Origin of the sequence: Arthrobacter sp. 08Y14 (assembly GCF_002929455.1) — a bacterium.
GTDB lineage: Bacteria > Actinomycetota > Actinomycetes > Actinomycetales > Micrococcaceae > Arthrobacter_B > Arthrobacter_B sunyaminii.
The window spans coordinates 57680-77847 of record NZ_PJIX01000001.1 but is presented as its reverse complement, the minus strand read 5'-3'; the positions used below and the strand labels follow the sequence as shown (position 1 = coordinate 77847).

Annotated in this window: 19 protein-coding genes; 14 read left to right on the top strand and 5 right to left on the bottom strand. The window is 66.2% G+C overall.

Translation table 11 applies throughout. The features are described 5' to 3' along the window. Positions 1–513: 513 nt before the first annotated feature. Positions 514–1137 carry an isochorismatase family protein gene (locus CXR03_RS00340; protein ID WP_104101213.1) on the bottom strand — a complete coding sequence of 208 codons (624 nt, stop codon included), beginning with the start codon at positions 1135–1137 and terminating at the stop codon, positions 514–516. Beyond that, the gene (locus tag CXR03_RS00335; RefSeq protein ID WP_104102714.1) at positions 1134–2465 is read right to left on the bottom strand and encodes a nicotinate phosphoribosyltransferase; all 1332 of its coding nucleotides are present in this window, start codon (positions 2463–2465) and stop codon (positions 1134–1136) included. The genes CXR03_RS00340 and CXR03_RS00335 overlap by 4 nt, the downstream gene beginning before the upstream one ends. An 86-nt stretch (positions 2466–2551) precedes the next feature. Here CXR03_RS00335 and clpS point away from each other — a divergent pair, with 86 nt between their 5' ends. The 9 genes from clpS (at position 2552) to CXR03_RS00290 (ending at position 9507) form a co-directional block, all read left to right on the top strand. Next, positions 2552–2884: an ATP-dependent Clp protease adapter ClpS gene (clpS, locus tag CXR03_RS00330; protein WP_104101212.1), complete on the top strand. Its 333-nt coding sequence runs from the start codon at positions 2552–2554 to the stop codon at positions 2882–2884. A gap of 60 nt (positions 2885–2944) precedes the next feature. Continuing rightward, complete coding sequence (locus CXR03_RS00325; protein ID WP_104101210.1) at positions 2945–3502, top strand: DUF2017 domain-containing protein; 558 nt, start codon at positions 2945–2947, stop codon at positions 3500–3502. A gap of 59 nt (positions 3503–3561) precedes the next feature. After that, positions 3562–4542: a glutamate racemase gene (gene murI, locus CXR03_RS00320; protein WP_104101209.1), complete on the top strand. Its 981-nt coding sequence runs from the start codon at positions 3562–3564 to the stop codon at positions 4540–4542. Beyond that, on the top strand, positions 4543–5394 hold the full coding sequence (locus CXR03_RS00315; protein ID WP_104101208.1) for an MBL fold metallo-hydrolase: 852 nt from the start codon (positions 4543–4545) through the stop codon (positions 5392–5394). Positions 5395–5490: 96 nt separating this feature from the next. After that, complete coding sequence (locus tag CXR03_RS00310) at positions 5491–6045, top strand: hypothetical protein (protein WP_104101206.1); 555 nt, start codon at positions 5491–5493, stop codon at positions 6043–6045. An 82-nt stretch (positions 6046–6127) separates the two neighbouring features. Further along, positions 6128–6892 carry a ribonuclease PH gene (gene rph, locus CXR03_RS00305; protein ID WP_104102713.1) on the top strand — a complete coding sequence of 255 codons (765 nt, stop codon included), beginning with the start codon at positions 6128–6130 and terminating at the stop codon, positions 6890–6892. Continuing rightward, complete coding sequence (rdgB, locus tag CXR03_RS00300; protein WP_104101205.1) at positions 6889–7521, top strand: RdgB/HAM1 family non-canonical purine NTP pyrophosphatase; 633 nt, start codon at positions 6889–6891, stop codon at positions 7519–7521. Before rph ends, rdgB begins: the two co-directional genes overlap by 4 nt. 141 nt (positions 7522–7662) lie before the next feature. Further along, on the top strand, positions 7663–8361 hold the full coding sequence (locus tag CXR03_RS00295; RefSeq protein ID WP_104052427.1) for a DedA family protein: 699 nt from the start codon (positions 7663–7665) through the stop codon (positions 8359–8361). Between the two features lie 129 nt (positions 8362–8490). Continuing rightward, on the top strand, positions 8491–9507 hold the full coding sequence (locus CXR03_RS00290) for an exonuclease domain-containing protein (protein ID WP_104101203.1): 1017 nt from the start codon (positions 8491–8493) through the stop codon (positions 9505–9507). 6 nt (positions 9508–9513) lie between these two features. Here CXR03_RS00290 and CXR03_RS00285 read toward each other — a convergent pair whose 3' ends face one another. Next, positions 9514–10536 (bottom strand): ADP-ribosylglycohydrolase family protein, encoded by a 1023-nt coding sequence (locus tag CXR03_RS00285; protein WP_258073518.1) that lies wholly within the window; start codon positions 10534–10536, stop codon positions 9514–9516. A gap of 232 nt (positions 10537–10768) precedes the next feature. On the opposite strand from CXR03_RS00285, the gene CXR03_RS00280 reads away from it, so the two are divergent. The 5 genes from CXR03_RS00280 (at position 10769) to CXR03_RS18210 (ending at position 17990) form a co-directional block, all read left to right on the top strand. Then, entirely contained in the window at positions 10769–11797 is a 1029-nt protein-coding gene (locus CXR03_RS00280; protein WP_104101200.1) for an MIP/aquaporin family protein, read from the top strand. Positions 11798–11954: 157 nt separating this feature from the next. Next, complete coding sequence (locus CXR03_RS00275; protein WP_104101198.1) at positions 11955–13118, top strand: exonuclease SbcCD subunit D; 1164 nt, start codon at positions 11955–11957, stop codon at positions 13116–13118. Further along, complete coding sequence (locus CXR03_RS00270; protein ID WP_104101196.1) at positions 13115–16210, top strand: AAA family ATPase; 3096 nt, start codon at positions 13115–13117, stop codon at positions 16208–16210. The genes CXR03_RS00275 and CXR03_RS00270 overlap by 4 nt, the downstream gene beginning before the upstream one ends. Before the next feature lie 103 nt (positions 16211–16313). Beyond that, on the top strand, positions 16314–17669 hold the full coding sequence (locus CXR03_RS00265; RefSeq protein ID WP_104101194.1) for an MFS transporter: 1356 nt from the start codon (positions 16314–16316) through the stop codon (positions 17667–17669). Between the two features lie 150 nt (positions 17670–17819). Continuing rightward, entirely contained in the window at positions 17820–17990 is a 171-nt protein-coding gene (locus CXR03_RS18210; RefSeq protein ID WP_181034454.1) for a hypothetical protein, read from the top strand. 88 nt (positions 17991–18078) lie between these two features. Here the strand turns inward: CXR03_RS18210 and CXR03_RS00260 are convergent, their stop codons facing one another. Next, positions 18079–19023, bottom strand: a complete 945-nt coding sequence (locus tag CXR03_RS00260; RefSeq protein ID WP_104101192.1) for a serine/threonine-protein kinase — start codon at positions 19021–19023, stop codon at positions 18079–18081. A gap of 238 nt (positions 19024–19261) precedes the next feature. Further along, complete coding sequence (locus CXR03_RS00255) at positions 19262–20074, bottom strand: alpha/beta fold hydrolase (protein WP_104101191.1); 813 nt, start codon at positions 20072–20074, stop codon at positions 19262–19264. Between the last annotated feature and the right edge of the window lie 94 nt (positions 20075–20168).

The window sequence follows — 20168 nt, the reverse complement described above, 5'->3', positions numbered from 1 at the left end:
CTAGAGAGGTCTCAACCCGGAGCATCAGGGCAGACGGCGAGTCCAAAGCACCGGTCGAGCGACTTTGGGGCCCTGATCCGCACAAAGGACCCCTGGCTACCATCGACTGTGCAGCTCTGGCGGGTTCCAGTGCGCTGAGGCCATAGGGGCACACCGGAGCGGGTCTCAACGATCATCCTTCGTGCAGATAACGGGCCTAAACCAGGGCACCGCGATTCCTTCGTGCATATAACGGGCGCAAACATGAGAATTTTGCCGTTATGGGCCCGGGATCTGCACGAGAGATTTCGGCAAGCCCCGTGATCTGCACGAAGGATCCACACGGAGGATCTGGTGTGCAGTTCTGGTGGGTCGAGAGGTCCAGCCCCGCCCCGTGTGTGCAGCTCTGGCGGGTGGCCCCGAGCTGAGGTTGCCATACGTGCACACCCAGGACGCAGAAGAGGTGCCGGAGCAACTCGCTCCGGCACCTCTTCTGCTGTTTGCCGACGTGCCGACGATGCCGGCCGGCAGGGCTTACAGGTCCAGCAGCTCCACTCCGGCGTCTTCCAGCTCGGCGAGCGCGGCACGGGTATCCGCGCGGTCGATTCCGGCGCACAGTTCGGGGATGACATACGTGTCATAGCCGGCCGCGACGGCATCCAGCGCGGTGGCCCGGACGCAGTAGTCGGTGGTCAGGCCCACAATGACCACCTCATCGACGTCGTTCTCCCGAAGCCAGTCATCCAGGCTTACCGTTTCTGCCGGATCAGCCGGTGCGGCGGCCGCGTCCAGATCGCCCGTAGGCACTTCGTCTTCCGGGGCAAGCACCCCTTCGAAGCCGGAATACGCGGCCTCATACTGGCCTTTGCGGAAGAAGGCATCAATGTGTTCGGTGTCCAGGTCCGGGTGCGGGTTGGCTCCGATTGTGCCGGCAACACAGTGCACCGGCCAGGACTCCTTGTAGTCCGGGGTGTCGGAGAAGTGGGCGCCGGGCTCAATATGCCAGTCCTGGGTGGCGGCCACAACGTCATAGCGGCCCAGCGTCGTCTCGATGTAGTCAGTGATGTCAGACGCCGTGTCGGCACCGCCGGGAACGGCGAGAGGACCTCCTTCACAGAAGTCGTTCTGGACATCAACAACAATCAGGGCACGCGTCATACTTCCTCCTCGTATTCTGTGGGGATCACCGGTTCGCCGCGCTGCAGGCGGTGTACGGCATCGGGCAGCTCATCCAGTGACGCGGTGTGCCGTTTGACTGCACGCTCCACGCCCTCAGCCCCGGTCCAGCCGGGAAGGATCTCGCCGTCGGCAACGAACTGCTCCAGCAGGGGACGGTCATTGCCGTCATCCAGCGGCCGGTGGCCGATGCCGATGACCTCTGCCGTGGCCGTTCGGTGCTCATCGAGCCGGCGCAGGGCGTACTTTCTGCCGCCGCGGGATGCCTTGTTCTTGGCAGCCTTGGCGACGGAGACAAACTCATGGTCGTCCCCTTCCCGGCTGACCAGCTTATAGACCATGCCGGCGGTCGGAGCCCCGGACCCGGTGACCAGGGAGGTTCCCACACCATAGGCGTCCACCGGAGCAGAAGCCAGGGCGGCAATGGCGTATTCGTCCAGGTCCGAGGTCACCATGATGCGGGTTTCCGTGTTGCCGAGGTCATCCAGCAGCTCCCGAACCCAGCGGGCCTGGGCCACCAGGTCACCGGAATCCAGCCGGACGCCGCCAAGTTTCCGTCCCGCGACGGCGACGGCGTTGCGCACGCCGGCTTCGACGTCGTACGTGTCCACCAGGAGGGAAGTATTGGCGCCAAGGGAGCCCACCTGGGCTTCGAAGGCATCGCGCTCGGTGTCATGCAGGAGGGTGAAGGAGTGGGCTGCGGTGCCCACGGTCTTCAGGCCGTACCGGCGTCCCGCCTCCAGATTGGAGGTGCTGTCGAAGCCGGCGATAATCGCGGCGCGGGCTGCGGCGACGGCGGATTCCTCGTGCGTGCGGCGCGAGCCCATTTCGATGCAGGGGCGGCCGCCGGCAGCCATGACCATGCGGGACGCCGCGGAAGCGATGGCACTGTCATGGTTCAGGACCGAGAGCACCAGGGTTTCCAGGATGCAGGCTTCGGCGAAGGTGGACTCCACCGTGAGGATTGGCGAATTGGGAAAGTATGCCTCGCCCTCGGCGTAGCCGAAGATGTTGCCGGAGAACCGGAAGTCCGCCAGCCATTCCAGGGTGGGCCCGTCCACTACGGAGGTGTCCGCCAGGAACTGCAGCTGGTCCTCGCCGAAGCGGAAGGCGGTGAGGGCCTCAAGGATCCGGCCGGTGCCGGCCACCACGCCGTACCGCCGTCCGTCGGGCAGCCTGCGGCCGAAGACCTCGAACACTGATCGGCGGGAGGCCGTGCCCGAGTGCAGGGCGGCCTGCAGCATGGTCAACTCGTAATGGTCTGTATAGAGGGCGGCATTTGGTTGGCGCCACGTTGAAGGGCTGTTCACAGTCAAAACTCTATCCCCCGTTCGCTTATTGAGTAGAAGGCATCCGGTGGCGGTTCGGCAACCGGGTCCAACCTACAATTGGAGTCATGACGTTGAGCACTGCACCCGGCGCTGTCCTGAGCACTTCAGCGGGCACCGACACCATCGAGCGTACCGATACGGAGTCCCTCGTTGGCAAGGATGTGCCGTGGGTGGTGATCGTGTGGAATGACCCGGTGAACCTGATGAGCTATGTCAGCTACGTGTTCCGCAGCTACTTCGGGTATTCGGAGGCCAAAGCCAACAAGCTCATGATGGAAGTGCACGAGCAGGGCAAATCGGTGGTTGCCGCCGGCTCCCGCGAGTCCGCGGAGCGCGACACCACGGCCATGCACTCCTTCGGTCTCTGGGCCACCTTCCAAAAGACCGACGAGCCCTAAACAGCCCTCAACAGCGGCCAATGCAGCACAGGCCGGCACCGCCGGCGGATAGGAACAGACGTGGCTACCGGATTCAAATCCACCCGCAAGGGCATTTCGGCATCGCTGGATGCGGGGGAGCGGGAGCTGCTGCGCAGCCTGTTTGCCGATGTGCTGAAGATGCTGGAACCGGAGACCCCCGCCGATGCGGACCCGCTGGCTGCCATGGTGGGTTTGGACACGAGCGCACGTGTGCCGGATGACTCCGCGCTGCGCCGTCTGCTGCCGGACGGGGTGCAGGGCGACGACGGCGAAGCCCTGGAATTCCGCCGCCTCACCGAGCGCTCGCTACGGGAAAACAAGACCGGGGCACTGCGGGCGGCGTCGGTGCTTCTGGAGTCCAAACACGTGCTGCTCAATGCCGAGCAGGCCCAGTATTTTGCCCGTGCACTCAACGATGTGCGGCTGGTGCTGGCGGACCGGCTCGGGCTGGAGACCGATGAAGACACCGAGCGGCTGCACGGGATCACTGACCCCTCCCAGGCCAAGGATGTAGACGGCTACCTGGCCTTGGTTTACAACTTCGTCACCTGGCTCCAGGAGACATTGATGCAGTCCATGATTCGTTCCCTGCTGTGATCAAGAGCACGTTGTACTGAGTACGCGCCGGGGCCCGCGAGGGCTATTGTCGATACATTATGAGCTCTGACCCGGGTAACTCCACGCTGACGAAAGAACCGCTGAAGGACGCACAGCGCCAGGATGCACCCATTGGCATCTTCGATTCCGGAGTGGGTGGACTGACTGTTGCCCGCGCGGTGATCGACCAGCTGCCCAATGAGTCGATTCTTTACGTGGGTGACACCGCCAAGGGACCGTACGGCCCCCTGCCCATTGCCGAAGTCCGCGCCAATGCGCTGGGCGTGATGGACGAACTGGTGGATTCCGGCGTCAAGCTCCTGGTGATCGCGTGCAACACCGCTTCTGCCGCTGTGCTGCGGGATGCCCGCGAGCGTTACACCCGCCGCTACGGCATTCCTGTCATTGAGGTTATCCAGCCGGCCGTGCGGCGTGCCGTGGCAGCCACCCGCTCCGGCCGGGTGGGCGTGATCGGTACTGAAGCCACTGTGGGGTCCCGCGCCTACGACGACACGTTCGCTGCGGCACCGCACCTCAAGATCGCATCCGTGGCATGCCCGGCCTTCGTGCAGTTTGTGGAGGCCGGAGTCACTGCCGGCCCGGACCTGCTGGCCACCGCCGAAGAGTACCTTGCACCGCTGAAGTCCCGTGACGTGGACACGCTGGTGCTTGGCTGCACCCACTACCCGCTGCTGACCGGTGTGATCTCCTACGTGATGGGCGACGGCGTCACGCTGGTTTCCAGCGCCGAGGAGACCGCCAAGGACGTCTACCGGGCCCTCATTTCGCATAACCTGCAGCGCACCGCGGACACCGCCCCGCAGCACCATTTCGTGGCCACGGGGGACGCGGCGTCGTTTGAACTGCTCGCCCGCCGTTTCCTTGGCCCCGAAGTCCTCAGCGTTGAACACGTCGAGAACGTGGCCGCACACTATCCAACCGGCAGCATGGCCCGGGTCACCCCGGAGATGGTTGCCGCAGCCCGCTCCATCCACCGCGAAAACGGAAGGCCGCACGGCGCCCTTCGGAACGGCACCTAAATGAAACTGACCATAGTGGGCTGCAGCGGATCCTTTCCCGGACCGGCCTCTCCCGCCTCCTGCTACCTCGTGACCGCCAATGACGGCGTGCGCGACTGGCGCATCCTGCTGGATCTGGGCAACGGTTCCATGGGCGCACTGCAGCGCTACATGGACCTGCGCGACATCGATGCGGTCCTGCTGACCCACCTGCATCCGGACCACTGCATGGATCTGTGCGGCCTGCATGTGGCGGTGCACTGGGATCCGGCCGGCTGGAACCGGGACCGAATCCTCGTCTGGGGCCCCAGGGACACGGCGGACCGCATGGCCACCGCTTACGGGCTGCCCGCTGACCCGGGCATGCATGAGGACTTTGAGTTTCACCACTGGACCAGCGGCGAGCCGGTGACCATCGGCCCCTTTACGGTCACGCCGTATCCGGTGCGGCATCCCGCGGACGAAGCATATGCGCTGCGGGTCCAGGCCACCGGTGTCGACGCCGAAGGAAATCCCGTGGTCCACACCCTGGCCTATTCCGGAGACACGGATTCCTGCGCAGGTTTGGAGGAGGCTGCCCGCAACAGCGACGTCTTCCTCTGCGAGGCGGCTTTCCATGAAGGCCGGGATGACGCCATCGAGGGTGTTCACCTGACCGGAAAGCGGGCAGGTGCCGCGGCTTCAGCCGCAAATGCGCGCCGGCTGCTGCTCACCCACCTTCCGGTGTGGAATGACGCAACCGTGTCCGTTGCCGAGGCCCGGGAAACCTACGCGGGGGACCTGGCGGTCGCCGTCGCGGGCGTCTCCTATGACGTCGGCAGTCCCTTCACCGTGCCGCTGGCCATGAATCCGGGGGTTCTGCCGGCCGGTTAGCGATAACCCGTAGGCGGTCCCGGCTGCAGAGGCCACGCTCAGTATCTGTGCTCAAGCTGACCCCGAACGGGCAGGACGGCAGCTAGGCTGCCCGTAATGGATGAGCATCAGCTCGAGAAGATCGCACGTCAGGCGACGGAACTTATCCGTGAGGATCCGGCGTGGTGGGAAATCGCGGCTGCCCTGAGCCCATTGGAAGTCCTGAGCGGGTTGTGGACGAGGCAGGCGGGGAGGGGCAGAGTGGGAACGACGCGGGCGACCGAGAGGGCGGCAATGAGCGAAATGCACAAGCTGAGCCGTAACGAGGCAGCTGAGTTCCTGAACAAACTGTTGCGGGACATTTCGGCTGCGCGGCTGCGTGTCACCCTCGACGGAAAGTTGGGCCGTGAAACACCGGCTCCGGTGAAGAAGCTCGCCAGTTTGCCGGACCCGCCCTCCATCGACATGTATGGATCAGATGCTTCACCCGCCGGGCAGGCTGCGGCATCGGGCCAGAGCACCGCAGCGGTCGATATGCGCTACCCGGCAGCCGTCATGTTGGTGCCCGCAGATAACGATGAGTCAGCGGCCTCATCCGTGAAACCGCGGAAGTCCACCGCCGGATCAAGCAGTAGCCGCGGACATTCCGTAAGGCGGCGCGTCCGGAGGTAAAGCTGACGGGAGTCGGGCCGGTCCGGAGAATGCCGGCCGATAGACTGGGCGCATGACTACAGCAGCAAACAATGCCTCTTCCATGCCTTCCGCAGGCTCCGCCGTCGTCCGTTCCGACGGCCGGACCCCCGACCAGCTGCGTGACATCACCATTACCCGCGGCTGGTCCAAGCAGGCGGAAGGTTCGGCGCTGATCGAGTTCGGCAACACCAAGGTGCTGTGCACCGCGTCCCTGACCGCCGGTGTTCCGCGCTGGCTCAAGGGCGAGGGCAAGGGCTGGGTCACCGCCGAATACGCCATGCTGCCGCGTGCCACGAATACCCGCAATGACCGCGAATCGGTCAAGGGCAAGCTCGGCGGCCGCACACACGAGATTTCCCGGCTGATCGGCCGCTCACTGCGCTCCATCATCGACACCAAGGCCCTCGGTGAGAACACCATCGTCCTGGACTGCGATGTCCTGCAGGCCGACGGCGGCACCCGCACCGCCGCGATCACCGGCGCCTACGTGGCCCTCGCCGATGCCCTGACATGGGCCAGGGACAACAAGCTGATTGCCCGCAACGCCCAGCCCCTGCTGGACACCGTGGCGGCCATCAGCGTGGGCATCATCGACGGTGTGCCCATGCTGGACCTGCCCTATGTGGAAGACGTCCGGGCCGAAACCGACATGAACGTGGTGGTCACCGGTTCCGGCAAGTTCGTAGAGGTGCAGGGCACCGCTGAAGGTGCACCGTTTGACCGCGACGAGCTGAACGCCCTGCTGGACCTGGCCCTGCTGGGTACGTCCGAGCTGGCTGAAATCCAGCGCCGTACCCTGGGTGAATCCCGCGGGGAAAACGCGTGAGCACCGGCGTTCCCGCCGGCGCCAGGCTCGTCCTGGCCACCCGGAATCCCGGCAAGCTGCGGGAACTGCGCGAACTGCTGCGCGGACGGATCGAAGGACTCGACGTCGACACCCAGGTGATTGATGCGGCCGCCGCAGGAGTTCCCGATGTTCCCGAAACCGGCGTGACCTTCGAGGCCAACTCGCTGCTCAAGGCCCGCGCGGTGGCGGAGGCAACAGGTCTGGCGGCCATCGCCGACGATTCCGGGCTGGCCGTGGACGTCCTGGGCGGAGCCCCGGGCATCTTCTCCGCCCGCTGGTCCGGACGGCACGGGGACGACGCCGCCAATCTGGACCTGCTGCTGGCGCAGCTGTCGGACATAGCGGACGAGCACAGAGGGGCAGCCTTCGTCTGCGCCGCGGCGCTGGCCCTGCCCGGCGGACACACCGTGGTGGAGCGGGCCGAACTGCGTGGGACGCTTCTCACAGCACCGCGCGGAAACGGCGGATTCGGCTATGACCCGATCCTGCGACCGGAGGGATATGACCGCAGCTGCGCGGAGCTCTCGCCGGAGGAGAAAAACGCCATCAGCCACCGCGGACAGGCCTTCCGCGCCCTGCTCCCGGCGATCGTGGCGGCCCTGGCCTAAGGCCGCCCCGGGAAACGGCGGGCAGGTCCCTGCCGTGCCCCCGTTCCGGCCCCGGCCACCCCGGTAAAACCCGCTGAGCAGACTGCCGCGCAGTGTCGGGTTTCCACCGGGGGCCCTCCGTAAGGCAGAATTGGGGTCAATATGACTACACAGATCCTTGCCTCAGTTGCCACCGCCAATACCGACGGATCGGCGCTGGGAGGGGTCGCTGACTGGGCCGTCAACGTCATGGAGACCATCGGTGCTCCCGGCGCGGGCCTGGCTATCGCCCTGGAGAACCTCTTTCCGCCGCTGCCCAGCGAGGTGATCCTGCCCCTGGCCGGATTCACCGCCAGCCAGGGCAACTTCTCGATCATCGAAGCCCTGATCTGGACCACCCTCGGCTCTGTCGTGGGTGCCTGGGCACTGTACGGACTCGGTGCCTGGCTGGGCCGGAACCGGATGCGTGCCCTGGTCTCGAAGGTTCCCCTCGTGGACCTGGAGGACGTGGACAAGGTGGAGGCCTGGTTCAACCGCCACGGTTACAAGGCGGTGTTCTTTGGCCGGATGATTCCCATCTTCCGCAGCCTCATCTCCATTCCCGCCGGCATCGAACGGATGCCCATCTGGAAGTTCCTGGGCCTGACCACGGCGGGCAGCCTGATCTGGAACGCCATCTTTGTCTTTGCCGGGTTCTACCTGGGCGAGAGCTGGCACGTGGTGGAGGAATACGCCGGGATCTTCCAGAAGATCGTCATCGTGGCGTGTGTCCTGGTTGCTGCGTGGTACGTGGTGAGCAAGGTCCGCTCGCACCGGCGCAAGAAGGCAGCCCCTCCGGTCCAGCCGGTGGACGGCGAATAGGCTCCGCAGCCCTCTGCCGCACTGCCTTACCAAAGGACCGCAGCACCGTCTGCCCTCACAGACGTGTGTTTGCGCAGAACCCGCTTGAACAGAACTAGATCTGAACAGAACTAAGGAACCGAACACCGCGTGGGAATTGAATTCACGGCCATCGACTTCGAAACGGCCAACGGATTCAGGGGCTCGCCCTGTTCGGTGGGACTGGTCAAGGTGCGGGACGGCGTCATCGTTGATGAAGTGTCCTGGCTGATGCGGCCGCCGGCCGGCCATGACTTTTTCGATCCACGCAACACCCGCATCCACGGCATCAAAGCCCCGATGGTGGCCGGCGCCCCCCGCTTCGGGGAGCTGTTTCCGGAGATCGGTGCGTTCATCGGCGAGGACCTGCTGGTGGCCCACAACGCCGCCTTTGACATGGGGGTCATCCGCTCCGCGCTGGAGGTCTCCGACCTGCCCGGACCGGCCTATGACTACACCTGTTCCGTGGTGCATTCCCGCCGGACCTATTCCCTGGTGTCGCATTCCCTGCCGTTCGCGGCCGAGGCCGCAGGAGTACCGTTGAAGAACCACCACGACGCCGTGGAGGACGCCCGGGCCTGCGCGGGGATCATGCTGGATATCGTGCGCCGCAGCGGCGCCCCGGACATGCCCGGCTTTTTCGCCGTCCAGGGCATGGTGCCGTCCCGGCTGCCTGCCTACATCCCCGGCGTCGACGCACTGTCCAAGGCGACCCGGGCAGCGCTGGAACGCGGAACCGGCACGGAAACCAAGGCTGCCGCCACCGGATGGGCAGGCTGGCCGGTGGAAGGGGAGAACCCGCCGCCCAACCTGCTCGCTGACAGCAGCCACCCGCTGTACGGGCAAACCGTGGTGTTCAGTGGAAACCTCGGCATGTCCCGCGAGTCGGCCAAGAAGCTTGCCGCTGATCTTGGTGCCAAGCCCGCGTCCAACGTCACCCGGGCCACCACCGTGCTGGTAATGGGAGACGGTTTTGAAGCCGGGGACCTGCGCAACGGCGTCCTGACGGGCAAGGCCCGCCGGGTCCTGGACCTGCACGGCAAGGGTCAGCGCATTGAGGTGCTGTCCGAACCGGAGTTCCTGCGCATGCTCGACGGGACCTGGCCCGCAACGCTCCGGCAGGCTTGACCCTGCTTAGCCCGCGGTGGTTGCGGCGGTAAACTGCCGGGCCAGCTCCTCAATAACCTCGCGGCCGTCCAGGGCGGCCAGCCATTCTTCCGGCAGCGCTTCTGCGCCGTACAGCGTGCCCAGGATGTTGCCCGTGACGGAGCCCGTGGAGTCGCTGTCGCCGTCGTGGTTCACGGCCAGTGCCAGGGCGGCACGGAAATGTTCCTGCGGCGTGGCGGCTGACGCCGTCGCCAGGGCCGCATAGAGGCCGATCGCCAGCGCTTCTTCAGCCACCCACCCTTCACCCAGGGTGCTGGTCAGCTCCTCGGGCGGGACAGGGCCGGAACGGGCCAGGGACACGGCGGCGGCCAGCCGCTCTGCCAGCTCGGGCACTCCGCTGCCTCCGGCCCGCTCCAGCGCCGTCTCTGCGGCGTCCTGCAGGGAAGCCGCCGGGTCCAGAAGGTCGTGGACCAGGGTCGAGAACACTGCAGCGCTGTGCAGCGCCGACGGATGCCCGTGCGTGAGTGCCGCTGCATCTTCGCTGAGCCGGTACACCATTTCGGTCTCCACATAGGGGAGCAGCCCAAAGGGCGCCGAACGCATCACCGTTCCACAGCCCTTGGAATCCGGATTGACCGGCCGGAACTTGGTGCCCATGTCCGGCCCCGACAGCCCGGACAGGCAGGCATTCCCCGGCGCGCGGCGGTGGTGGAGCACGGTCTGGGAATCAATCCACCGGGCCGGAGGGCTGGGCGCCCCCGGATCAAGCGCGACGCCCTGGGTCTTCAGCCAGCGCAGATAGGCCAGCCACAGGCAGGCTGTTTCGTCGGCGCCCAGGCCTGCGTTGGCCCATTCCAGCGCTTCCAGGAGTCCGTCCACCGTGTAGAGGGTCATCTGGGTGTCATCGGAAAACGGAACAGGCGCCGGCAGGACGGAAAAGTCCCGGAGGCCGTCCGGACCGAAGGCGCTGCGGATCTGGGGCAGGCGGGAAAACTCCACCGCATAGCCCAGCGCATCACCCAGGGCTCCGCCCAGCAGACAGCCGAGCACTTTTCCTGACTGGCCATTGCGCGGAAGATGGGAAGAAGCCGCGCCGGACCCGCCGAGAGACGGGTCAGGGGCAGATGACTGTTCAGGGTTCAAGCTCACGGTTCCAGCATATCGAGCATGCAGGCCCAGCGAGTCCCCAGCTGGTTCACAGCGGGAAATGGAAAGCTGGGTGAGTTTGCTTGGCTTCGGAAGAAGCTGAGCTCCACCAACGAGGAAGAGGACACCTTTGCCAATGAATCCCGAGCCCATCTCCGCCGGCGGCGCGCGCGCCGCAGAACCCGCCGCCCATACCGCACCCCGCAGGCGGCTGCACAGCTACGGGCTGCTGGGCCGCAGCATCGCGGAAGGCGTGGGATCGTTTCTGCTGGTCTTCGCAACAGCCGTGGCGATCTTCAGCGGAACCGGAGGAATTTCTTCCCCGCTGGGTGTCGGGCTCGCCGCGGCCGCCGCCATGGTCGCCTTCGGCTACGTCTCCGGAGGACACTTCAACCCGGCCATCAGCCTGGGCAGCGCCGCTGCCGGCCGCACGTCGTGGAAAGCACTTCCCGTCTATGTCGTGGCACAGCTCATCGGTGCGCTCCTGGCCTACCTGATCCTGTGGGTCCTCTTCCAGGACCATCCTGAGCTGACTGACACGCGCGAGATCTTCAGCGTGCTGGCCAACGGCTACGGTACCGATTACCAGCTGGGATTCCCGCTCGCCAGCGCGCTGCTCGCCGAGGTGGTGGCCACCGCGCTGCTGGTTGCCGTGTTCCTGGGCGCCTCCGCCCGCCGGATTCCCGCTGTCTCGGCGGCCTTCGCCGTCGGCGTGACCTACGCGGTCCTGCTCAGCATTCTGGCCCCGATCACCGGAGGCTCCCTGAACCCGGCCCGTTCCACCGCCGCAGCCATTTTTGCGGGCGGCGATTCCCTGGAGCAGCTGTGGCTGTTCTGGGCTGCCCCGGTTTTGGGTGCCCTGATTGCCGGACTGATCTACCGCAGCGTCGACCTGAGCGTTTCCGATGCGCAGCACGGTGACGACACAGACGAGGATGTGGATTTCCTGGCCGACGAGGCCGATGAAGCTGACGATGCCAATGAGCTCGATAACGCCGACGTTGAGGAGGCCAAGGCACAGCACCCGTCCGGCACCGCAACGGGAACGGCGGCGGGCGCATCAGCCGCGGCACCGACTAAAATGCCCCGGGAGAATGACGACGACGCCCGCGGGTTCTTTGACGGCGACGACGACGGCGGCCGCCCGGGTACCGGTCGGCACTAAACCGGGTGCTGGGACACGCCGGGGCTGCCTCGACTCGTCGTCCCCAGGTCACCGCCAACGCCCGCCCCTCCCGCCGTCCTGCGGCGCACACAGGGGTGGGCGTTGTCATGTCCGCGGTGTCCGGGGAGTGTCAGTGCAGCGATGTAGTTTTGTTGGTATGCGAATACTGCACACCTCCGATTGGCATTTGGGCCGTTCCTTCCACGGAGTGGGGATGCTCAGCGCCCAACAGCAGTTCATCGACCGGCTCGTGGAGACGGTCCGTGAGCGGGAGGTGGACGCGGTCCTGATCGCCGGAGATGTCTACGACCGCGCACTCCCGGGGGTCGACGTCGTCCGCCTGCTGGATTCGGCCCTGGACCGCATCACCGCTGCCGGCGCCAAAGTCATCCTTTCCAGCGGCAACCATGATTCCGCGGCCCGCCTCGGCTTCGGCAGCCGCATCTTCGAACGCGGCGGCGTGTACCTGCGGACCCGGATCACTGAGATTCCGGACCCGGTCCTGCTGGAAACCGGCGGTCCACCCGTGGCGGTCTACGGCATCCCCTATCTTGAACCGCGGCTGGCTGCCCCGGAGCTGGGAGTGGACACGCCGCACCACGAAACCGTCATCGGCGAAGCCGTCCGCCGGATCCGGGAGGATGTGCAGCGCCGGGCCGCGGACGGAACGCCAGTGCACCCCGTGGTCATGGCGCATGTCTTCGCCAGCGGCGGCATCACCACGGACAGCGAGCGGGACCTCACCGTGGGCGGGGTGGGTGCCGTTCCGCTGGACCTCTTTGACTCGTTCGCCTACACCGCCCTGGGCCACCTGCACGGCCGGCAGGAACTGAGCCCGTCCGTCCGTTACAGCGGTTCTCCGCTGCCGTACTCCTTCTCCGAGGCACGCCAGCAGAAGGGCGGACTGCTGGTGGAGTTCGACGCCGGCGGCCTGGTTTCGGTGGAACCGGTCCTGTGGCCTGCCCCGCGCCGGCTGGCGGTCCTGCGGGGGACACTGGAGCACCTGCTCGCAGATCCCGGCCTCGCTGACGCCGAAGGCGCCTACTGCCAGATCACCCTGACCGACGACGAACGTCCCGCCAAAGCCATGGAGCGGCTGCGCACCCGCTTCCCGGACACCTTGGTGCTGACCTTTGATCCGGCGTCCGGGCCGCGCACGGCCAACCAGACGTACAGCCAGCGGCTGGCCCGGGCCACGGATGACCTGGAGATCTGCTGCGGGTTCCTTGACCATGTGCGCTCCCGGCAGGCGGACGAGCAGGAGAAGAAGCTCTTCGCCGAAGTCCTGTCCAAGGTGCAGTCATCGGAGGCTGCACAGTGAGGATCCACCGGCTGGAAATCCAGGCCTTCGGACCGTTCGCGGACCGGCAGGTCATCGACTTCGATGAGCTCGGAGCCCACGGACTGTTCCTGCTCAACGGACCCACGGGTGCGGGAAAAACCAGCATCCTGGACGCCATTTGCTACGCCCTGTACGGATCCGTCCCCGGTTCCCGGCAAACCTCCAAACGGCTGCGCAGCGACCACGCGGCACCGGACACCGCACCGGAGGTCCTGTGCGAGTTCAGTTCCGGGGACCGCCGCTTCGAAGTGGTGCGCACCCCGGCCTGGGACCGTCCGGCCAAGCGCGGCACCGGCAAAACCGTGCTCGAGCAGGCGAAGACCACCCTCCGCGAACTCGTGAACGGGGAGTGGATCCAGAAGACCGCCCGCAATGATGAAGCAGGCATCGAGATCAGGGCCCTGATGGGCATGGACAAGGAGCAGTTCACCCGCGTGGTTCTGCTGCCGCAGGGAGACTTCGCTGCCTTCCTGCAGGCCGACGCCGCCAGCCGGTCCGCGCTCCTGCAGAAACTGTTCGGCACCACAAGGTTCGAGAATATTGAAGCCCAGCTCAAGGCGGATCTCACCGTAGCCGAGCACGAGCTGAACGCCGCCCGTGCCGAAAGCGAGCATGTGATGCGCCGGGCGCGCGATGAAATGGAGCGCTGGGCGGAGAGCACTGCCGAGGATGCGGACGGCGCTGCCCCAGACACAGGAGGGGACGCAGAAACAGATCAGCCCGGAACCGGCGAGGCGGCCGGGGTGGAAGAATTCCGCCGGCTGCTCGCGGCGCGTACGGAGGCTGCACGGGAAGAGCACACAGTCCTTGCCGCTGCACTCCGGGAAGCGGAGCACACCCGTTCGGACTTGGAAGCGCGCCGTGCGCGCGGCATTGCCCGGGAACAGCTCGAACGTGATGAACAGGCTCATGCCGCCCGCCGGGATGAAGTGGAACCTGTGCGCGAGGCCCTCGAACGGCACCTTCGGGCCGAGTCATTGAGCGGTTTCGTCCGCGCCGTCGACACCGCCCGGGAACGGCTTCGGGTTCGGGAGGAAACGGCGGGGCAGGCACAGGAGGCGCTGCTGGGGCATGCTCTGGCAGCAGGGTTCGGGCTCACCGAAACGGTTGCGGCGGAAGGCGATTTTGCGCCGGTGCTGCTAGCCGCCGAGGACCGGTTGACCGCGGAGCTTGGCGCCGCCGAAGCTGCGCTGGCCGAGGAAGAACGCATCGGCGACCTGAAAGCGGAGCTCACTGACGCGGTTAACCGGGGCAGTACCAGCCGGGCCGCGGCCGCTGCAGCCGAAGCTGCCGGGGAGACACTCCGTGCCGAACAGTCCGAGGTGACCCGGGAACTGGAATCGCTCCGGCAGCAGGCCTCCCGGCAGGAAACCGCGCAGAAAGAGGTGGACCGGGCGCGTGCCCTGACACATGCCATCAGCGAATACGCGCATGCCTCTGTCACCGCTGCAGAGTCCGAGGCGGAGGCGGCACGCCTGCGCGGAACCTACCAGGACCTCCGCCAGGCATGGCAGGACCTGCAGCAGCGCCGGTTGGATCAAGCAGCAGCGGAGCTGGCGGGACGGCTGGAGGACGGGAAGGGCTGCCCGGTCTGCGGCAGCAGCGTTCATCCCGCCCCGGCTGCCCTGCCCGACGGCGAAAACGCCGTCACCAAGCAGGACGAGGATGAGGCACGCCGGCTCACCCGGTCCGCGGAAGCCGCGTTCGAAGCCGCACGGCTGCGCGCGGACAAGGACAGCCGCCGCCTCGCCGAACTGCGGATCCAGGGCGGTGACGGGGATGCGGAGTCAGCCAAGGCACAGGAAGAAGCAGCAGAGAGTGCCCTGGCGGCGGCTGTGGCTGCTGCCGCAGCACTGGACACCGCCGTCGCGCGCTGCGCGGAGCTGACCCATAAATTGGACGACCTTGCCGAGGAAGCGGCCGCAGCGCTGGTTGCTGCCGCGCAGGCGCAGGAGCAGCAGCTGTCGGCAGAGCGCCGGATCGCCGATCTCACCGGCCGTGTGCAGGCTGCCCGCGACGGTTTCGCGACACTCGCCGAGAGAGTGAACTGCCTTGCCGGGCTCCGCACCCTCATCAGTACGGCGCGGCGATCCCTTGCCGAGCTGCAGACAGCGCGGGACAACGCAGCCGAGGCCGACGACGACCTGGCTGCCCGGCTGCGGGATTCCGACTTCGACACCGTTCAGGATGTGCGCGGAGCCCTGTTGGATGAGGGAACCGCCGCCGACGCCAAACTCACCGTGAGCCGGTACGACCAGGAGGGCCAGCGGCTGGTTCTGCGCCGCGAAGGCGAGGACTCGGCAGCCGATGTGGACGGGGACGGCGAACCCCTTCCGGTGCCCGAAGAGGAGGATCTGGTCCTCGCCTCGGACGCCGCTGCGTCCGCCCGCACCCGACTGACGGAATGCTCGGTCCAGCTGGGTCTGCTGGAAGCATCCACCAAGGCGCTGCAGTCCTATGGAATGGAACTGGCAGCGGCCGCCGAACGGATCCGTCCGCTGGAGGAGCGGTACAACCTTCTGCGCTCTGTCACCGACACAGCGCGCGGGGGAGGGGAGAACGGCTACAAGATGACACTGAGCACCTACGTGCTGGCTGCACGCCTGGAGCAGGTGGCCGCGGCTGCCACTGAACGGTTGTCGGCGATGACGGGCGGCCGGTACGCCCTGGTGCACAGCGACTCCACCGCCGGCAACAAGAAGTCCGGACTGGGCCTGCATGTCACTGATGCCTGGACCGGACAGCACCGGGACACCTCCACTCTTTCGGGTGGCGAGAGCTTCATGGCATCTTTGGCCCTTGCTCTGGGCCTGGCCGACGTTGTCCAGCAGGAAGCAGGGGGTGTGAGCATCGAGACCCTGTTCGTTGATGAGGGTTTCGGCAGCTTGGACGAGACCTCCCTGGAACAGGTCATGGACGCACTGGAAGGACTGCGCGACGGCGGCCGGGTAGTGGGGCTGGTCAGCCACGTGGCGGAAATGAAGCAGCGGATCGGGGCGCAGCTGCAGATCACCAAGGGGCGCAACGGGTCTTCCGTCCGTTTCTCTGCCGGGAACCCGGTGGGGGTGTAGGCCGCCCTGCGTTGATTCCCGATAGAAGGTAAGCTTGATGCGTAACCGGGTTCGGCGCATCGGGAGGGGGGACGATGCGCGCTGCTACGTATCTGGACATCGCATGAGTAATAATCTGTCTTCCCCTTCCATCTCTCCTCAGGCTCCGGATCAGGAGCCTGCTCCGGACCAGGCTGCCGCAGAAACTGCCGGCCGCTACGCCCGGATTTTCGCAATGGCGGGCCGCGGCTTTGTCCCGGTCGCCTTCCTGGCCCGGCTTCCCCTGGCCATGCTGACCATCGGTGCCCTGACCCTGGTCACGAGTGTCACCGGTTCCTACGCCACCGGCGGTTTGGCTGCCGGTGCTGTCGGCATCGGCTCGGCCCTCGGCGCTCCCATCCTTGGCTATGTGGCCGACCGTGTCGGGCAGCGGCCGGTTCTGCTGACCGCCGCCGTCATCAACCCGCTGGCCATCGCATTAACCCTGTACATGGCCTTTCAGCTGCCTGATGCTTCCACCCCCTACGCGGCTCTCGCCACCGCTTTTCTGATGGGGGCCACGTGCCCCCAGGTGGGTCCGCTCGCGCGTGTCCGCTGGATGGCCATGACAGCGGGGAAAAACTCCGCGGGCACCCGGGACCTGGACACCGCCATGTCCTACGAAGGAACCGCGGATGAACTGAGCTTCGTCCTCGGCCCGGCGCTCGTCGGGCTGCTCGCCGCCGCCGTCGCACCTTGGCTCCCGCTGGCCATCGCCGCTGTCCTGACCCTGAGCATGGTCAGCGCTTTTGCCGTGCATCCCACGGTCCGCACCGTGGTTCCGGCCCGTGCTGCACGCGCAGCCCGCGAAGCGCGGGAAACCGCTGCCGCTGCCGCCGGCGAAGAGGCCACGCCCGCCGCCGTGGAGCCGCGTGCCGACTGGCTGCTCATTGCGCTCCCCGTCCTCGGCATGGTGGCCATGGGAACGTTCTTCGGCGGAACGCAAACCAGCCTCACCGCTTTCGGCGGACTCTTCGATATCTCCTCTGCCGCCGGCCTGCTGTACGCCGTTATGGGAATCAGCTCGGCCGCCGCAGCTCTGTCCGTGGCCTTCTGGCCCGAACGGTTCGGACCGGCAGCGCGGTGGATGGCCGCAGCCGCTGCGATGACGGCGTTCTCCGTGCTCCTCTTATTCCCCGCGGACATTCCCACCATGCTGGTGGCGCTCTTTGTTCTGGGCCTTCCGGTGGGCCCCACCATGGTCAGCATCTTTGGTATTGGAGCGGTGGTTGCGCCCCGTCACCTGATGGGCACGGTCATGACCATGCTCGCCAGCGGAGTTGTTACGGGAACCGCGCTGGGTGCCGCCCTGGCCGGCCGGCTCGCGGACAGCCACGGTCACCAGGCGGCCTTCATGGTCACGGTGGGTGCGGCGGCCGCGCTGCTGGTGCTGAGCCTGGTCACCCGCTGGGCCGTCGCCTCGCGCCGCCGTCGCGCCTGACTGTCTCAGCGGCACGTTCCCAAACCCGCCGCAGCGGCCGGTTTGGGCACGGTGCGGCCCGGCCGCTGTCCCGTCTATGCTCAGGTGCCTTAGTATCGAAGGAAGCGCCGGAATATTCGGCGGGAGCCGCAGCGGATGAGGAGACCCACCATGGGCAGCGAAAAGAACCCCAACGAGGACCAGTCCAAGGGCTCGGAGAAGACCACGGGTCCCGAGGGCACCATCCCCGACACCGAGGACGGCGTAGCCGCCGCGTCCACGGACGAGCCCTCGAATTTTGAGCCGGAGGAAGACCAGGAGTCGGCCGAAGGTTCCAAGTAGGACAACCCGCCGGGGATGGAGAAAGCCCGGACCGACATGAATCGGTCCGGGCTTCTTTGTGCCGTTCGCTGTCCCCGCCCCGGCTCTTCTAGAGGCTGGGTGCGTGTGCCGGCGGCAGGGGAATGTAAATATTCCCGGTGGTGACTCCGCCGGTGACGGCGTCGTCAGGGCCGAAGTCTGCGGAAGCAACAGCATGCTGAAGGGCGTCGGACTCTGCGGCCAGAGCCCGGAGGGCGCCCGCCGCATCGTGGGCTTCGGGACGGGCCTCCACAGTCCTTGCCGTCATTGACTTCAACAGGTCCACCCACTCGGTGCCAAGGTCCGCCGGAATCTCCGGATCTCGGACCAAGCGTGCGACGGCGGACTCGACGGTAGGGCCCGGAAAGGCTTTTTCTCCGGTCAGGCATTCCAGAAGCACCAGGCCCAGGGAATAGATGTCGGTGCGCGGCTCAACCGCACCGCCCAGCGCCTGTTCCGGGCTCAAATAGTTTGCCGTGCCGATGGTCGCGCCGTGTGCGGTGGCCATAGTTGCGTCAGTCATTCGGGCGATGCCAAAATCCGTCAGCTTCGGGTAGAGCCGGGTGTCGTTTTCATCCTGCGGATACAGCAGGATATTCGCGGGCTTCACATCCCGGTGAATGACCCCGTTGGAATGCACATAATTCAGGGCATCTGCCAGGTCGGCGCCCAATGATGCGGTTCCGGACGGCGTCAGCGGACCGGATTTGAGCGTTTTGCGAAGGTCAGGTCCGTCCACGAGCTCCATGACCAGATAGGTTGATGCCCGGCCGTCATCCTCTTCGAAGGTGCCTGCATCGAGCAAAGTCACCAGTCCGGGATGGTTCAGCGTGGCCAGCAGTAGCGTCTCGGTCTGCTGGCGGCGGAACTCATCGTCATCACTGACGTCGGGATGGAAGCGTTTGACGGCAACTTCGCGCTTTAGGTTCTCATCCACTGCGCGGTAAACCGAAGCAGCGCCGCCGGAGCCCAAAAGCTCAACGGTGCGGTATCGGTGCCCAAGGAGTACATCCACGGGTGTCCTCCTTGAGGTGAATCGACATAGAAAAAGAAAGAGCGGCAGGCGGTATTCGGGTGTCGGGCCTGTCACGGATAACAGATTTAATCAGTAGCCTGATTAAATCTGTCCTGCTCTACTCGCCGAATCATCATATCCTGCTGACTTAGCGGCAGGGCGCACCCCGGTGCCGGTTTTATCAACTCGTAATATGCCATCACGCACATGTTCCCCCGGCGCCAGGGGGTGGCGACGTTCAGGCAAGGAATGAGACAGCCGCCTGCTTAAAGGTTCGTGAGGTGACGGCGTTGGCATGGGTTCGGCCAGGCAACAGGAGCACCTCTGCCTGACCGGACAGTTCTGCCAGCTCCGGGATGCCGGTTGCAAAAGTGTCGAGGTCACCGGCCACGAGCAGCAGCGGCATCCGGGGAGCGGCACCGGCCGGAACAAACCGTTCTTCCTTGATCGCTTCCACCATTCCCAGCAAGGCTGCCATGTCGTTGCCAGGAATCAGCTGCGCGATTCGCAGCAATTCGGCCGTGACGCCGTCGGCCGTCTCAGAGCGCCCGGCGAGGCTCTCCCGCGCACCCGCCAGATCAAAATCGGCAAGCGGATCGCTGCTGCCTGGACCACCCAGGACCATGCGGTGCACCAGATCGGGCTGGGTGGCCCCAAGTTCCCAGGCCAGCCGGGAGCCCAGGGAATAGCCGACCATGTCCACGCCTGACGCCGGGTCGTCGTCGGCCAGCGGGAGAACGCCGGCATCCGTCAGCAGCTGCAGCAGGTCCGCCCGGATACGGCTGGGCCGGTAGGCTGCCGGATCGGCGGGTGCAGCACTGCGCCCGTGTCCGGGCAGGTCCACGGTGATTACCGTTCTGCCGGCGGCGGTCAAAGTGTTCACCCAGCCCGTGTTGTGCCAGTTCAGCTGCGATGAGGAGGCGAAGCCGTGCAGGAGCAGCACCGGTCGTATTGGCCGCGCGCCGCCGTCGGGCAGGACGACTTCGGCAAACAGGCCGGGATTGATGCCTTCCACGGCTCGCACCTGCAGGGGGACAGGGGTTTCGGCCACGCCGGTACTCCAATGCTTGCTGGGTCCAGGGGAGACGGGTTCGATGTACGGGGATTCGTCATCTTCAAAGCCGTCCCGAGAGATACGGTACGTC

Bases quoted from the DNA above. Each gene is read 5' to 3' on its own strand.
- CXR03_RS00340 (WP_104101213.1), bottom strand. From the start codon at position 1,137: ATGACGCGTGCCCTGATTGTTGTTGATGTCCAGAACGACTTCTGTGAA.
- clpS (WP_104101212.1), top strand. From the start codon at position 2,552: ATGACGTTGAGCACTGCACCCGGCGCTGTCCTGAGCACTTCAGCGGGC.
- murI (WP_104101209.1), top strand. From the start codon at position 3,562: ATGAGCTCTGACCCGGGTAACTCCACGCTGACGAAAGAACCGCTGAAG.
- CXR03_RS00315 (WP_104101208.1), top strand. From the start codon at position 4,543: ATGAAACTGACCATAGTGGGCTGCAGCGGATCCTTTCCCGGACCGGCC.
- CXR03_RS00310 (WP_104101206.1), top strand. From the start codon at position 5,491: ATGGATGAGCATCAGCTCGAGAAGATCGCACGTCAGGCGACGGAACTT.
- rph (WP_104102713.1), top strand. From the start codon at position 6,128: ATGCCTTCCGCAGGCTCCGCCGTCGTCCGTTCCGACGGCCGGACCCCC.
- CXR03_RS00295 (WP_104052427.1), top strand. From the start codon at position 7,663: ATGACTACACAGATCCTTGCCTCAGTTGCCACCGCCAATACCGACGGA.
- CXR03_RS00280 (WP_104101200.1), top strand. From the start codon at position 10,769: ATGAATCCCGAGCCCATCTCCGCCGGCGGCGCGCGCGCCGCAGAACCC.
- CXR03_RS00275 (WP_104101198.1), top strand. From the start codon at position 11,955: ATGCGAATACTGCACACCTCCGATTGGCATTTGGGCCGTTCCTTCCAC.
- CXR03_RS00265 (WP_104101194.1), top strand. From the start codon at position 16,314: ATGAGTAATAATCTGTCTTCCCCTTCCATCTCTCCTCAGGCTCCGGAT.
- CXR03_RS18210 (WP_181034454.1), top strand. From the start codon at position 17,820: ATGGGCAGCGAAAAGAACCCCAACGAGGACCAGTCCAAGGGCTCGGAG.